Raw genomic sequence first — 13,628 nt, forward strand, 5'->3', positions numbered from 1 at the left:
TAATTACAGTAGCAGAGGTTTTTGAATTTGTCAAATAGTTCAGAAATGATATCTAAAGACGTGCCCTCCAAGGTGGTTTGTACAAGACAGGCAGGGATTTATCTCGAGTAATTTCCCTTGCCAGACCGAGGATATTCGTGCATTATCTGAAACCTAAGGGAGCGTAGGAAATAGGTCTGACGATCTGTTCCGTGTAGCCTAACGAGCTGTTTTTGTAGTATGAAAGGAGACTGTGCCTTTGAACGGGAACGACTGGGGATATTACGATAGAAAGGCTTCGGATATCGCTCAAGTTTATGACGAGGCGACGGAAGGGATATCCTCTTGGTTTTTCAGGGCCTTCCCCGAGGGGGGGAGGATCCTGGATGTGGGGTGCGGGTCTGGAAGGGATTTAGATCGCCTCCTAGCCGGGGGATGGGACGGTTTCGGGGTGGATCTTTCCGAGAGGTTCCTCCAGGAGGCTTTGAAGCTATACCCCTCTCTGGAAGGGCGGGTCGTCGTGGATGGATTACCCGATCTGGCCTCTCAGAATGATCGTTCCTTCGATGGCTTGCTCTGTTCCGCAGTGTTGATGCACATGGCCGAGGACTCCCTTGAGAGGTCTCTGATCTCTCTGGCCAGGGTGCTTCGTACCGGTGGAACCCTTCTGGTCTCTTTGCCGATGGATGCAGCTGGAGAACCGATAAGGGGATTGGACGGAGATGGTCGATTTTTTAACGGTCTTTCTTCCCGTCGGCTGAGTTTGATGCTTGCCGTTATCGGATTCGATCTTTTGGAGGAGGATCTAAACGAGGACTCTCTGGGACGCCGTGACAGAAAGTGGTTTACCGGTCTTTATCGTCTGAAGAGGCGACGGGATCGAGCATGCGTAAGACAGACCGTTGTGTTATAGTTTTTAGGAAGTCGCTTTATCGCGTAGAAGAACTGGGGGACTGAATTTGTCTGGAAATATAAGAAGCGATATAAAGCCTGGAATGAGGGTCAAGGTCGTACAGAAGCAGGACCAGAGAACCGGAAAGCTTACCGAGGGGGTTGTTCAGGACCTTCTGACGAAAAGCCCCAGCCATCCCCACGGAATTAAGGTTCGACTGGAAGGCGGAGTGGTCGGAAGGGTAAAGGAAATAGTGAAGGACTGAACGGCGGCATCTCTCTTTTTAGGGAGTGCCGTCTTTTTTTGTTGCGTTATAATGGTGGAGTAAAAGACTTTAACCCGGAGGGTCTATTCATGGGCAATAAAGATGTTGTGATGAGGATAACAGGCCGTGACCTGGACGAAGCCGTATCTCAAGGGCTCCTCTCGACGGAAAACAGAGAGGAGCTCGAGGCTTTTTTGGTCGAACGTTCTATCGATAGGGGAGAGGGCCTGAGGTTCGTTAGCTTGGCTTACTACCTTGGAGCTATGGTAGTCATATCCGCTTTGACCTGGTTTGTGGCCGATTCCTGGGATCGTGTAGGAGGGTGGGGTCTTAGCGCCATCGCCTTCGCGTATGGTTGTGGCTTCGCTGCGGCGGGATTTCGCTTTTACGGCCGTAGCGACACGAAGACTCTGGGGGGGCTTTTGATAACCATGTCGGTCTGTCTGACCCCCCTTTTCACCTACGGACTACAGAAGGCCACCGGACTCTGGACAGGTTCTGCTCCAGGAGAGTATGTCGATTTTTTCAACTGGGTGCGGTCCGGTTGGTGCGTGATGGAGATATCTACCGTCCTGGTCGGATTGATAGCCATGAAATACGTGAGCTTCCCCTTCCTGGTAGCTCCGGTCTCCTTCTCTCTGTGGTTTCTCTCTATGGATATAACCCCTCTTTTAGGTGTCGACCATAGGGTGGTCTCTTTGGTGTTCGGGATTTTTATGATCGGCTTTGCTCTTTGGTGGGATCTGAGAGAGGACGTGGAGGGACGGGAATACGGTTTTTGGCTCCATCTCTTCGGTGCTGTAGCGTTCTGGGGCGGACTCTCCACCATGGACGGAAGGACCGAGCTGAGAAGGGCTCTATATTGTCTGATAAACCTCGGGTTCGTCCTGTTCTCACTTTTGGTGGATCGGTCGATATACCTGGTACTGGGAGCGTTGGGTTTTTTCGGTTATCTAGGTCATCTCGCCTGGGTGGTCTTCAAAGACACCCTTTATTTTCCTTTCCTGTTGGTCCTCTTTGGTTTATCCGTTATGTGGCTCGGGCTGTGGTATCACAAAAACAGGAACTCTTTGACTCTGTGGATGGAATCCAGAATGCCCCGGTGGTTTTTGAGGATTCGAGAGATCCGCGGCGATTCGTCTTTGAGGTGATCCAATGAAGTTGCTGCATACGTCCGATTGGCATCTGGGAAAGCCCCTTTGCGGTAGGAGGAGAACGGAGGAACAGGCAGAGTTCCTGGATTGGCTTGCCGGCCTCATACTTAGAGAGTCGGTGGATTTGCTGCTGGTAGCGGGAGATGTCTTCGATACCGGTACTCCCGGAAGCGGTGTACAACGACTTTATTACCGTTTTCTGTGTTCGGTTGCCGAAAGTGGCTGTAGCGTCGTCGTGGTGGCCGGTAACCACGATTCTCCGTCGTTGTTGGATGCCCCTTCCGATATATTGGGATACATGAATGTCTTCGTTCTTGGCGTCGCAGATCCGGAGAGAGAGGTCGTTCCCATAGTCGACGGAGACGACGAGGTCATCGCTCTGGTCGGTGCTGTCCCCTATCTCAGGGAGAGGGACATTCGGCGTTCCTCTTGGTCCGACGATCCCATGGACCGCGATAGGGCTTTGGCGTTGGGCATAGAGGAGCATTACTCGAGGATTTTCGAGGCTATGGAGAAAAAAAGCGAGTCCACGCCCGGTGTACCAAGGATAGCTATGGGGCATTTGTTCGCCGCCGGAGGCAAGGTTAAGGAAGACGACGGAAGTCGAGATCTCTACGTGGGAGGGTTGGGCCGAGTGGGAGTGGATCTCTTTCCCGATTGGTTGGACTACGTCGCCTTGGGACATCTTCACGGAGCCCAGATCGTCGGAGGGCGAGAGAGATGTCGCTATAGCGGGTCTCCTATGACCCTCGGTTTCGGGGAGTCCGGTTTGGAGAAGTCGGTGTATTTGGTGGATTTGGACGGACCGGATTTTTCCTGTAGAGCCGTCCATGTTCCGTCCAGGACGGAGGTCGTCTCGCTGGGGGGAAACAGACATGCCCTTTCCGGGGCCCTTTCGGAACTGGTTCTTGCCGGACGCCCCTGTCTGGTAGAGGCCGTCCTTTGTGAGGATGTGCCCTTCTCCAGCCTGAGGGAGGATCTAGAATCGATAGTCGAAGGTTCGTCGGTAGAGTTGCTTCGGGTGAAGGACGGTACCGGTATAAACGGAAACTGGAGTTTTGATGTCTCCGGCGGATTGGAGAGCATGACGGAGGAAGATGTCTTTTTGAGGAGGTTGGAGGGAGTTCCTCTGGAACAGAACGTCAGGGATAGTTACGTCGCCATGTTCCGTGAAGTTCTTCAGGACATTCTGGACCAGGATGGAGATGAAACAACGTCATGAGACTCCTTAGACTTCGATTCGGGAACCTCAATTCACTGGAGGGACGATGGTCCATAGACTTCAGGGATCAGAGATATCTTGACGATTGCCTCTTTGCCATAGTGGGTCCCACCGGTTCTGGCAAGTCCACCGTTCTCGACGCCCTTTGTCTGGCCCTCTACGGCAGGACTCCCAGGTTGAGCAGGGTAACCGGTTCGGAGAACGAGATAATGAGCAAAAAGACCGGGGAATGTTTTGCTCAGGTCGAGTTCGAGGCAGGGGGAGAGTCTTTTTGCTGTATATGGAGCCAACACCGTTCCAGGAAATCTCCTTCCGGAAAGCTGCAACAGCCGACTCACCTACTGTCCCGTTCGGATGGGGAGGTTCTGGAGTCCGCCTTGAGCAAAACTTCCTCTGCTGTCTCCGATCTGACCGGCCTGGATTTCGATCGCTTTACCAGATCGGTTCTGCTTGCCCAGGGCGGTTTTGCCGCTTTTCTGGACGCCTCTCCCGGAGACAGGGCTCCTCTCCTTGAGAGGATCACCGGGACGGAGATATTCAGTCGAATATCCGTTGCCGTTCATGATAGAAAAAGAAAAGAGGAGGAGCTCCTTAAGGATCTGGAGAGCCGTCTTTCCTCCGAGGTGGAAGACGGTCCTTCCGGCGAAGAGGTGGAGAGAGATCTCGACGGTTTGGAGATCGATATAAAGAGGATCTCCTCGGATCTGAAGGAGATGGAATCTCGGATTGGCTCTCTTCGGGAAAGGGAGAGACTTGAGTCGGAGATAAGAAATATCGAGCTTTCAATCGCTGACCTGGAGGAAGAGAGACTCTCCAGAAAGATCGACCTGGGCCGTCTGGAGAGATATAGGAGCGCTCAAACCCTAGCCGCTCCCTACGAAAGGCTTTCCTCCATCAGAGAACGTTTTGCCGAGCTGGATTCCTCTCTTCTGGAAATAGACAGGTCCATAGAATCCACTTTCTTCGAGGTAAAGGCCCGGAAGGAAGAAAGCGAACGTCTGTCGTCCGACATCAGAGAGATGGAGATAGAGAGAGAGCGATCGATCCCTATATGGCGGAAGGCCAGGGGCATGGACATCGATATCGGATCTCTCCGTTCCTCCCTGTCCGAGAGGGAAAGGGCAAGAGACGAGGAGAGGAAAGGTCTGTCTAAGATCGAGGAACGGGTCCTTGACGTGGAAAGACAACTCGAGGTTTTGGAGGAGAGAAAAAAACTCTGGAGTCTCAGGATGGAGCGGATGCAGGGCTGGGATTCCATGATCCCCCGGCTTTCGGATATAGAGGAACGGTTGAGGAGATTTAGGGCTCTGTTCTCCGAGCTGAAATCCCTGGAGGGACGCCTCCCCGGATTATCTAAGGAGGTCGTCGAAAGGTCCTCCGAACTCGATCGGTCCAGGTCGGAACTGGAAGGTCTGACCGACGAAGTCGACTCGCTGGAGAAATCCAAAGTTCGGCAGGATTCCCGTCTGAAACGTCTTCTATCGGGACGTCCAATTGCGGAATGGAGGGCCATGGAAGCCTTTTTTCGTCGCTCAATCTCGCTTTTTGAAGGAGAGTCCAGGTCTGTCGAACTGGAAAAGCAGATAGTTACGTTGAGGACCGATCTCAGGAAAAAAGAGGCGGATCTAACGGTTTTAGCGGAGAAAGGGGATCTTCTCGAGTCCTTGGTCGACTCTCTGGAGAAGAGAAGGGATGATAGGGCGAGAACCATTGCGATGGAGGAACAGAGGGGGGCTCTGGTCGAAGGACGTCCCTGTCCTCTCTGCGGGGCGCTCCATCACCCCTATTCGTTGGAGGCACCCGATTTCGACGATGGATTGGACGAAGATTGGCGTTCCAGAAAAGCCGAACTATCCCGGCTGAGAGACGAGAAAATCAGGCTCGAGACCACGGTCGAGGCTTCGTCTGACCAGATGAAAAGGCTGGAGTCGGAGAGAGCCGAGCTTTTGAGGTCTATCGAAAAGGAGAAATCTGCCCTGATGTCCTCGGCGGAATCTTTGTCAGTATCGATCCCTTCCGACGAAGGCAAATCCCTTCTTGAAAAAAGACGTCTGGAGAAAAGACTCGAGCTTTTGGATAGGATATCGGAGATCAGGGATGAAAAAAGAGGGCTGTTGGAGAAGCTCAGATCCTCTATCGGAGAAAAGGAAAGGATGGTTCATCGTATCGAGCTATCCCTGTCCGAGTTGGAGAATAGTCTTCGCGTCGCCAGAGAGAAAAAAAGTCGACTTGTCGGAGATCTCTCCTCGATAAAAATCTCCCTTGAGGCGGACCTGTCTCCTGTCGGTCTGGACATAGGGGACGATCTGGAGACAGAGATCTCCGAAGGAGCTTTAGAGTTCGAAAAAGTGAGCAGATCTCTTGATTCCTTGCTGGATAGTCAGACCGAGCTTCTTGCCGATAAGAGGGAACTGGAGGCGGAGCGTTCCTCCCTCTCCAGTCGATTGAAGGTTATCTCTGAGGGGATAAAGAATAGAGAGGAAGAGATCGCCAAGCGGCTTGTCGAGAGGGAGGCGTTGTTTTCGGGGAACCCCGATGTTGCCGAGGAGGATTTCGACGCAAGGCTGAAGGAGCTTTCCTCGGAATCGGAGAGAGTTAGCCGTTTTTTGGCGGTTTCGGAAAGACAGCTTGACTCTTTTAAAGAGTCAAGGGGTAAGAGATCGGATGAAGCGGCGTCGATGAAGTCGGAGCTTGCCTCGGCCGAGGTCGCCTTTGGAGAGCTCTGTAGTGAGGCAGGCCTTTCCGGTGAGCCCGATTTCGTCGCTTCCTTTTGCGATCAGGACGACATGGAAGGGCTTTCTCTTTGGATGGAAGATTGGAGAAACAGAAAGAATACCGCCGAGGCCAATCTAGACGATCGTAAAAGCAGAAAGGGCTCCATAGGAGAATTCGACGGAGAAGATCTCCGATCCGTCGAGGCGAAGGCGGAGGCTCTGAGGTCCGAAAGGGACCTTAAACTGGCAGAAAAAGGTCGGCTGAATGCCGAATTGGACAGGATAAAAGAGATGGAAAAAAGCAGATCGGAGCTGAAGTCCAGGCTTAAGGAACAAGTTTCGAACGTCGAGCTTTGGCGAGGGCTTCACGGTCTGATAGGGTCTGCCGACGGGAAGAGATTTCGGTCTTTCGCCCAAGGGATAGCCTTCAAGACCCTGATCTCCCTCGCCAACGGCGAGCTTCGAAGGATGACGGATCGGTATGTCTTGCTTCCCAAAGAGGACGAGCCTATGGAGCTCCTCGTCAAGGACTTCTATCAGGCTGGGGAAATACGGTCTACCAGGAACCTGTCCGGAGGAGAGCGCTTTCTTGTCAGTCTATCCCTAGCCCTGGGGCTCTCCGATATGTCCAGTCGTAAGGTTAGGGTGGATTCGTTGTTTCTGGACGAGGGGTTCGGCACATTGGACGAAGCCGCTTTGGACCAGGCTCTAGAGGCCTTGTCGGAGCTTCGGCGGGGCGGTAAGCTCATAGGCGTGATATCCCACGTCTCTGCGATAAGAGAGAGGATAGGGGCCCGGATAAGGGTGGAACCTTCGGGAGGAGGCAGAAGCCGTCTGAGTGGTCCCGGAGTTTTACGAGAAAAATAGATAGAAGGAGGAAGGTCATGGCTGGAGAATCGTTGCGATCGTCGGTTTCGTTGCCCACGGATTTGACGTATCTGGAACCCCTTGAGGGATTCGTCAGGGGACTGTGCAGGGTCGCGGGGTGCGATCAAAGGGACACGTCCATGGTGGCGTTGGCGATCGAGGAGGCGGTCAGCAACGTTATCCAGCATGGATATGACCAGGGCGAGACGGATGTCTTCGACGTCTCCTTCGATGTGGGCGCCGCCGGCATAGTTGTCGAGGTCCACGATAAAGGACTTCCCTTCGATCCCGAGTCGTTTTTTCCCAAAGAGCCTCCCTCGGAGGGAGCTGCCCCGGAGAGAGGAATAGGCATAAAGTTGATGAAGGGCGCCATGGACAGGGTGGAGTTCCTCAATCTAGGCAAGGGTGGAAAATTGGTCAGGATGACCAAGTACTTTCGTCACAGGAGAATAGACAGCTACTTTTCCGATGGGGACTTGGTCGAATCGCCCAGAGAGGAGTCTTTTTTCGGTCCATTCGAGGTCCGAGCCATGAAGCCGGAGGAGGCTTTGGAGATATCTCGCTGTGCCTATCGAGCCTATGGTTACAGCTACAGAGAGTTCGTATACTACCCGGAGAGAATAAGAGAGCTCAACGAAAGCGGAATGATGAAGTCCTTCGTCGCAATCGATTCCAGGAGTTCCCTCGTGGGACATCTGGCCCTTTCGTTTTCCGACCCCGATTCCGTCATAGCCGAGATGGCGGCGGCTTTCGTAAATCCCTCCTGTAGAGGACAGGGGATTCTCGGGATGATGAATGAGATGGTCATGGCGGAGGCGGAGAGGTCGGGCCTTCAGGGATTGTTCGTCCATGCCGTGACCAGTCACGTAGCTTCACAGAGGGGAGCAGTCAAGTCCGGTTTCATGTCTACCGGGATCCTTTTGGGAGCATTGTTCTCTGACTTGAACTTCAAGGCTCTGGCCGGAGAGGTGCGGCAGAGGGAGAGCGCGGCGGTTATGTACCGTCCCCTGTGCCATCGTGTAGATTACGATATCTGGGTTCCCGATAGATACGTGTCCATCGTGTCCGCCATAGTCGCTTCCTGTGGGGTGAATGGAAAGGTCCGATCGTCGCCAGTCTCACTTCCGGAGAGATCCTCCAGAATAGGAGAGGGGAACAGATCCTATAAGGTAGGGGAGTTCAACTTCGGGGAGATCAGAATAGTGGATTTCGGCGAGGATTCTTTGGCGGAGCTGCAACATCGGCTGAGGGAGTTTCGTAGAGATCGGCTGGACGTCGTGTACCTTTATCTGGACGCAGAGATCCCCGAGGCCGTGCCTTTCGCAGAGGAATGTCACCGAATGGGATTCGTGTTTTCCGGATATCTTCCGGGGGAGTTGAGAGGACACGATGCTTTGATACTTCAGTATCTAGAGGACACTCCTCTGGACCTGTCTCGGATAAATCTAGCCGATAAGATGGGGCAGGAAATACTGGAGTATATAGTCGCCGAGATGGATGAAAGGGAGGAGTCTCTATGAGAGAGTTCCCAGCGGTAGATACTTACAGTTGTATCGATAAAGCCTTTGGCCGTACCGAGGAGTCGGACACGCTTTTTCTCGAGGCAGTCAGGGAGAACTATCTGTTTCAGCTCAGTTGCCAGTCTTATGTGAGAGCCCTTATGGAGAGATACGATTTTTCTCCGGAGGATCTGAAGGGGCCGGAGGATGTCTTGAAACTCCCCCCTCTTTTCGTGGATACTATGAAATACCATCGTTTTATCTCGGTTCCGGAAAAGGACGTTATCATGACTCTCACCAGTTCTGGGACGAGTGGGCAGGTCACCCAGGCGTTGTTCGACAGGCCCGGTGTAGAGAGGATACAACGTATATCCAGTAAGGTCTTTAACGATATAGGTTTCTGTTCGTCCAGGCCTGCGGGGTATCTCATGTTCAGCTATGCCAGAGAGGACGCCCAGTCCGTCGGCACCAGTTGGAGCGATGAGCAAGAGATGAAGTGCGCTCCCGTGTCGGAGGAAAAATGGCTGCTTCGCAAGGACGATGAGGGAGGATTCGGCTTCGATCCAGAGGAGGCTGTTGATGCCCTTGCGGATATGGCTGAGAGGGGGCCCGTGCGTCTTCTTGGTTTTCCCTCTTTTATCTTTCAGACTCTGGAAGAGTTGGATAGACAGGGAAGGTCGATTCAGGTAGATAGAGACAGTTTCGTCATAGCTGGAGGAGGCTGGAAAAACCATGCAGGGGTGCCTATGACGCAGTCCGAGTTTGCCTCTGAACTGGAGAGGAGGATAGGACTTCCCAAGGAGAACGTCAGGGACCTCTACGGAATGGTCGAGCATGGCATACCCTATTGTTCCTGTCCAATGGGTCATCACCACGTTCCCGTGTTTTCCAGGGTGGCGGTCCGTCATCCTGTGACCATGGAATTTCTGCCTCACGGGGAGGAAGGTTTGCTTCAGCTGATATCTCCTTGGAATATCGCCCAGCCGAACTGCTCCATACTGTCTTCCGATTTAGTTCGGGTGGAGGAAAACTGTCCTTGCGGTATCCCTGGCGAATATATCGCTTCGATAAGAAGAGGCGGCAAAAAAAAGCATAAGGGCTGTGCCATTGCGGCCCAGGAAATATTGGATAAAGTACGTGCCGATAGGGAGGGACGATAAACGTGGATAGCATGAGACATTTTCTTTTCGGAGAGTGGAAGGAGCTCCCCCCCGATCTGCCTCTCGACGAGGCCCGCAGCGTTTTTGAAAGTCGTGCTATGGCAGAGCGGTTGAAAAAATTTTCCTCCATATCGGTGGATGATGTTATATCCCTTCTGGATAGAGTGGGGACCAGGCTTACATCTCCTGGACCTTACAGGGATAGGATTATGGATACTATGCCGGACGTTACGGGGTTTTCTCCTTCCATGATCGAGATAGGGATAGATGTCCTGAAAGGGCTGCTTTCCCGGGGTTCATTGGAGGAGCGCCTGTCCTGCCTAGGGGATCGCAGGGTTCTGGATTGTTGGACCGAGAGCGGAGGCAGTCCCATAAGGGCTGTCCCTCTCGGGTGCATATGCCATATAGCGGCGGGCAACATCTTCCTTGGATCGATCGATTCTCTCGTGATGGGTATGATAACCAAGAATTTGAACGTCCTCAAGATCTCCAGACAGGATCCGATATTCCCTTTTATATTCCTCGAAGCCTTGCTTGAGGAGGACCGTGGGGGAAAAATTTCATCTTCTATAGCCATTACCTCTTGGAGTCATTCCAACGAGGGAATAATGGACCTCGTAGGTAGGAGGTTCGACGGGATACTGCTCTTTGGGGGAGAGGAGGCCGTCCGTTCCTACCGAGCCGTGGCGTCTCCGGGAACTGAGGTGCTGGCGTTCGGGCCCAAGATCAGCTGGGGACTGATACGGGAGGGACTTTCCGAAGAGGAGCTGGACGAGGCGATCAAAGGATTCGCCATGGATGTCTCTCTATGGGAGCAGAGGGCCTGCACCAGCTGCCAGAATCTCTTCGTAGAGGGGCGCGACCTGGTCGACAGAGTTGCAGAAAAACTTCACGAGGAGCTGTCCTCTCTGGAGGAGTCGATCCCGCAGGATAGGCTTTCTATAGACGATGCCGTGGATATACTCAGGGAAAGAGAACAGGCTTTTTGGGATCAGGTTCACGGTAACAAGAAGCTCTTTCAGGGATTGGGACATACCGTTGTGTTAGGTCAGGGCGCTAGGCTTTTGCCGTCTCCTTTAAATCGGACCGTTTTCGTCTCTGCTATAAGGGACATCGGTGAGTTGGCGAAGGGAGATATCCCCGATATGGGGTATTACATGTCGACCGTCGGCCTGGCCGTTCCCGACGTCCTCTTGGACGAGACCATAGAGGTACTTCAAAAGCTTGGAGTTCGGCGTTTTTGTCTTCCTGGGACGATGGGATTGGGTGCCGACGGAAAGGCGTCTCATGACGGCGTTCATCTTGCGCTCAGTTTGGTGCGGCTTATAAACAGGGAGGATATCTCGAGAGATGGATTGGGGCTCAACTGGGTTTCTAAAGACAGACGAACAGAGTTGCTCCTGGGAAGACTCAATCGGGTTCTCTCTGAGGCCATGAAGGCACCTTTCTACAGGGAAAAATACAGGGATCTGTCCCTTCCTCTGAAAAACCTTTCAGCCTTTGCCGAGCTCCCCTGTGTGGAGAAGAGCGACCTGGAGAAAAATTGTTACCCCTCCAAAAATATGTTGACCGATCCAGATTTGGGAGGATACGTTTTCTCCTCCGGTGGAACCTCCGGTCGTCCCAGACTGCTTCGTTGGACTTCGTCGGAGTTCCGAAAATCAGCGGAGGCTCTTGGAAGGGGGTTTAGGGTTCTCGGAATAGGCAGGGACGATGTGGTGGCGAACCTTATGGTGGCCGGTTCCCTCTATACAGGATTTTTAGCGGTCAACGGAGGATTGGAGGAAACGGGATGTACCGTGTTGTCTATGACGGCCAACCAATCTCCGAAGGATACAGTCGATCTTTTGCTCGAACTGTCTCCTACCGTCGTTATGGCCATGACGAGCACCCTGGTGGAGCTTGCCGAGGAGGCTTTGAAAAGGGGAGGGCTCCATCTGGATCGAATCTTCTACACGGGAGAGACCATGGGGAAGTCGTCCATTGCCTTGCTGGAAAAGGCCTTTTCTCCCAGTCGTGTAGGTTCTCTGTCCTACGGGGCGGTGGAGATAGGTCCCTTGGCGTTTCAATGTCCTCATTGTAGACACGATGAATTCCACGTGGACGAGTCGTGGGTTTACGTCGAGATAGACGACGATGGCGAGCTCTACGCGACCACTCTAGAGAGGACCCTTCAGCCGATAGTAAGATATCGGTTGGGCGACAGAGCGGAGTGGATAGGAGAGCCCTGCGATTGCGGCAGAAAGGCCCCCCGTTTCAGGCTTATGGGCAGATCTGACGACTCGGTCCGTCTGCTCTACAACGATCTTTACCTTAAGGATCTGGACGACACTGTATCGCTTTTCTCCGGGCTTTCTCCGATCTATCAGGTCGTGGTGGAGGATGGTTCGAAGGGACCGGATGTTGCTATAGCGGTAGAAGGAGACGACTGTTCGATCGAAGAGGAGTTTCTCCAGATTCTTAAGGAAAAATCGTCTCAGTTCGACCATCTCTCCGACTTCGGATGTCCGGTCAAGCTGTCGGTGGTACCCAGAGGTACGATAGAGAGGCTTGGAAGGACGGGTAAGGTTCGCCGCATAGTGGATCGGAGGAGCCGTTGAGGTGAAATTTAAGGCATTGACAGGGCACCCTCTGGTCAGATTCGGGGATTTTAGGCGGTTCTTCCTGGCTCGCTTCGTGTCCTCCATAGGGGATAAATTTTTCACCATAGCCCTGTCTTGGTGGGCCGTCAACGATGCGGGTCCTACCGGGCCGATGCACCTCGGGTTTCTCATGGGCATAACCTTACTGCCTGCGGTGGTGTTAGGTCCGATATCCGGAACCTTAGCGGACCGATACAGCCGCAAGACCTGTATGATCGTGGCTGATTGCGCTAGGTTGGCTGTTATGTCGATTATGACGGGGCTGTTGGTAACCGGGGAGATGTCTTTGCCCTTGATGTACCTCTTGGTTTTGGCTCTTTCCTCCTTTATGCCTCTCTTCGAGGCCTCAGCCAACGGATGTCTCGAAGCCTTGACCGACGAAGAGAGCCTGTCTGCTGCCGCGGCGGTGAACTCCTCCGTTGTCGAGCTGTCGAACGTTCTAGGTGCGGCCTTAGGCGGAGTGGCTCTGGCTACTTTGGGCACCGCCGGAGCGTTCGGCGTGGATGGGGGGACGTTTCTTCTCTCCCTGTTATTAATCGTGATGATAGGTAACCCTCTCCGTCCCGAAAGGTCGCCGGTTTCCTCGACGGAGGGCGGTATGAAAGAACTTTTGCTATGGCTACGACGTAATCGCGACGTTTTAGGGTACCTCTGCCTTTTCGGAGGGCTCAACTTTTTTGCCGCTCCGTTGATGGTGTCGGTTCCCATGATGGTCAAATATGGCTTCGATGGTCCTGTCTCCTGGGTTGCCTTTCTCGAGGGGAGCCTCGCCCTCGGGGCTGTGGTGGTGGCTATGTCCGTGAGCTTCCTTCCTCCCGGTTCGGTATCTAGAAGGGTTTTTTGGGGTATCCTTACGACCGGTCTGGCGATGGCCGCTTTCGCCTCGTCTTCCGGTCTTGCCGGAGGAATGCAATCGGTGTTCGTCGCCGGGGGAGGTCTGGCTTTGGTAAACGCCGCTGCTATGGGATATTTTCAGAGAAGGGTTCCCGACTCTATGAGGGGGCGTTTTTTTGCCGTTCTCACAGCCGTCGCCTATTCGGTTATGCCCGCCGCCCTTGTGGTGAACGGCGTGGTATGTCAGATATGGCCAGTGAGGGCGGTTCTCGCGGTAGATGGAGCGGTAGTTGCCTTGATGGGAGCTTTGGTGTGGAGGATTCCGGGGACGATATCCGGTAGGAGCTGATCGGGTTTTTCCCGCTGTGATAGTATAGAGAAAGTATCGGAGGGAGATGAT

At 53.4% G+C, this 13,628-nt stretch carries 9 protein-coding genes; all 9 read left to right on the top strand.

Annotated elements, in window-relative coordinates:
- Positions 1–238: 238 nt before the first annotated feature.
- The gene (locus tag L2W48_RS00635; RefSeq protein WP_236097653.1) at positions 239–892 is read left to right on the top strand and encodes a class I SAM-dependent methyltransferase; all 654 of its coding nucleotides are present in this window, start codon (positions 239–241) and stop codon (positions 890–892) included.
- A 46-nt stretch (positions 893–938) separates the two neighbouring features.
- On the top strand, positions 939–1,136 hold the full coding sequence (locus tag L2W48_RS00640) for a YwbE family protein (protein WP_236097654.1): 198 nt from the start codon (positions 939–941) through the stop codon (positions 1,134–1,136).
- Positions 1,137–1,225: 89 nt separating this feature from the next.
- Positions 1,226–2,287, top strand: coding sequence for a DUF2157 domain-containing protein (locus L2W48_RS00645; protein ID WP_236097655.1), 1,062 nt, complete (start codon positions 1,226–1,228; stop codon positions 2,285–2,287).
- Between the two features lie 4 nt (positions 2,288–2,291).
- Positions 2,292–3,512, top strand: a complete 1,221-nt coding sequence (locus tag L2W48_RS00650) for an exonuclease SbcCD subunit D C-terminal domain-containing protein (protein ID WP_236097656.1) — start codon at positions 2,292–2,294, stop codon at positions 3,510–3,512.
- A complete protein-coding gene (locus tag L2W48_RS00655; protein ID WP_236097657.1) occupies positions 3,509–7,093 on the top strand; it encodes an AAA family ATPase in 3,585 nt (1,194 codons plus the stop codon). The genes L2W48_RS00650 and L2W48_RS00655 overlap by 4 nt, the downstream gene beginning before the upstream one ends.
- Positions 7,094–7,110: 17 nt before the next feature.
- Positions 7,111–8,613 carry a GNAT family N-acetyltransferase gene (locus L2W48_RS00660; protein WP_236097658.1) on the top strand — a complete coding sequence of 501 codons (1,503 nt, stop codon included), beginning with the start codon at positions 7,111–7,113 and terminating at the stop codon, positions 8,611–8,613.
- On the top strand, positions 8,610–9,752 hold the full coding sequence (locus L2W48_RS00665) for a LuxE/PaaK family acyltransferase (RefSeq protein ID WP_236097659.1): 1,143 nt from the start codon (positions 8,610–8,612) through the stop codon (positions 9,750–9,752). Before L2W48_RS00660 ends, L2W48_RS00665 begins: the two co-directional genes overlap by 4 nt.
- An 11-nt stretch (positions 9,753–9,763) precedes the next feature.
- On the top strand, positions 9,764–12,352 hold the full coding sequence (locus L2W48_RS00670) for an acyl-CoA reductase (protein ID WP_236097660.1): 2,589 nt from the start codon (positions 9,764–9,766) through the stop codon (positions 12,350–12,352).
- Position 12,353: 1 nt separating this feature from the next.
- On the top strand, positions 12,354–13,577 hold the full coding sequence (locus L2W48_RS00675) for an MFS transporter (protein ID WP_236097661.1): 1,224 nt from the start codon (positions 12,354–12,356) through the stop codon (positions 13,575–13,577).
- Positions 13,578–13,628: the final 51 nt, after the last annotated feature.

It is taken from the genome of Dethiosulfovibrio russensis (assembly GCF_021568855.1).
In the GTDB taxonomy this organism is placed as follows: Bacteria; Synergistota; Synergistia; order Synergistales; family Dethiosulfovibrionaceae; genus Dethiosulfovibrio; species Dethiosulfovibrio russensis.

What these genes read in the sequence shown, in the direction of transcription:
- L2W48_RS00645 (WP_236097655.1), top strand. Translation starts at nt 1,226, where the DNA reads ATGGGCAATAAAGATGTTGTGATGAGGATAACAGGCCGTGACCTGGAC.
- L2W48_RS00650 (WP_236097656.1), top strand. Translation starts at nt 2,292, where the DNA reads ATGAAGTTGCTGCATACGTCCGATTGGCATCTGGGAAAGCCCCTTTGC.
- L2W48_RS00655 (WP_236097657.1), top strand. Translation starts at nt 3,509, where the DNA reads ATGAGACTCCTTAGACTTCGATTCGGGAACCTCAATTCACTGGAGGGA.
- L2W48_RS00660 (WP_236097658.1), top strand. Translation starts at nt 7,111, where the DNA reads ATGGCTGGAGAATCGTTGCGATCGTCGGTTTCGTTGCCCACGGATTTG.
- L2W48_RS00665 (WP_236097659.1), top strand. Translation starts at nt 8,610, where the DNA reads ATGAGAGAGTTCCCAGCGGTAGATACTTACAGTTGTATCGATAAAGCC.
- L2W48_RS00670 (WP_236097660.1), top strand. Translation starts at nt 9,764, where the DNA reads ATGAGACATTTTCTTTTCGGAGAGTGGAAGGAGCTCCCCCCCGATCTG.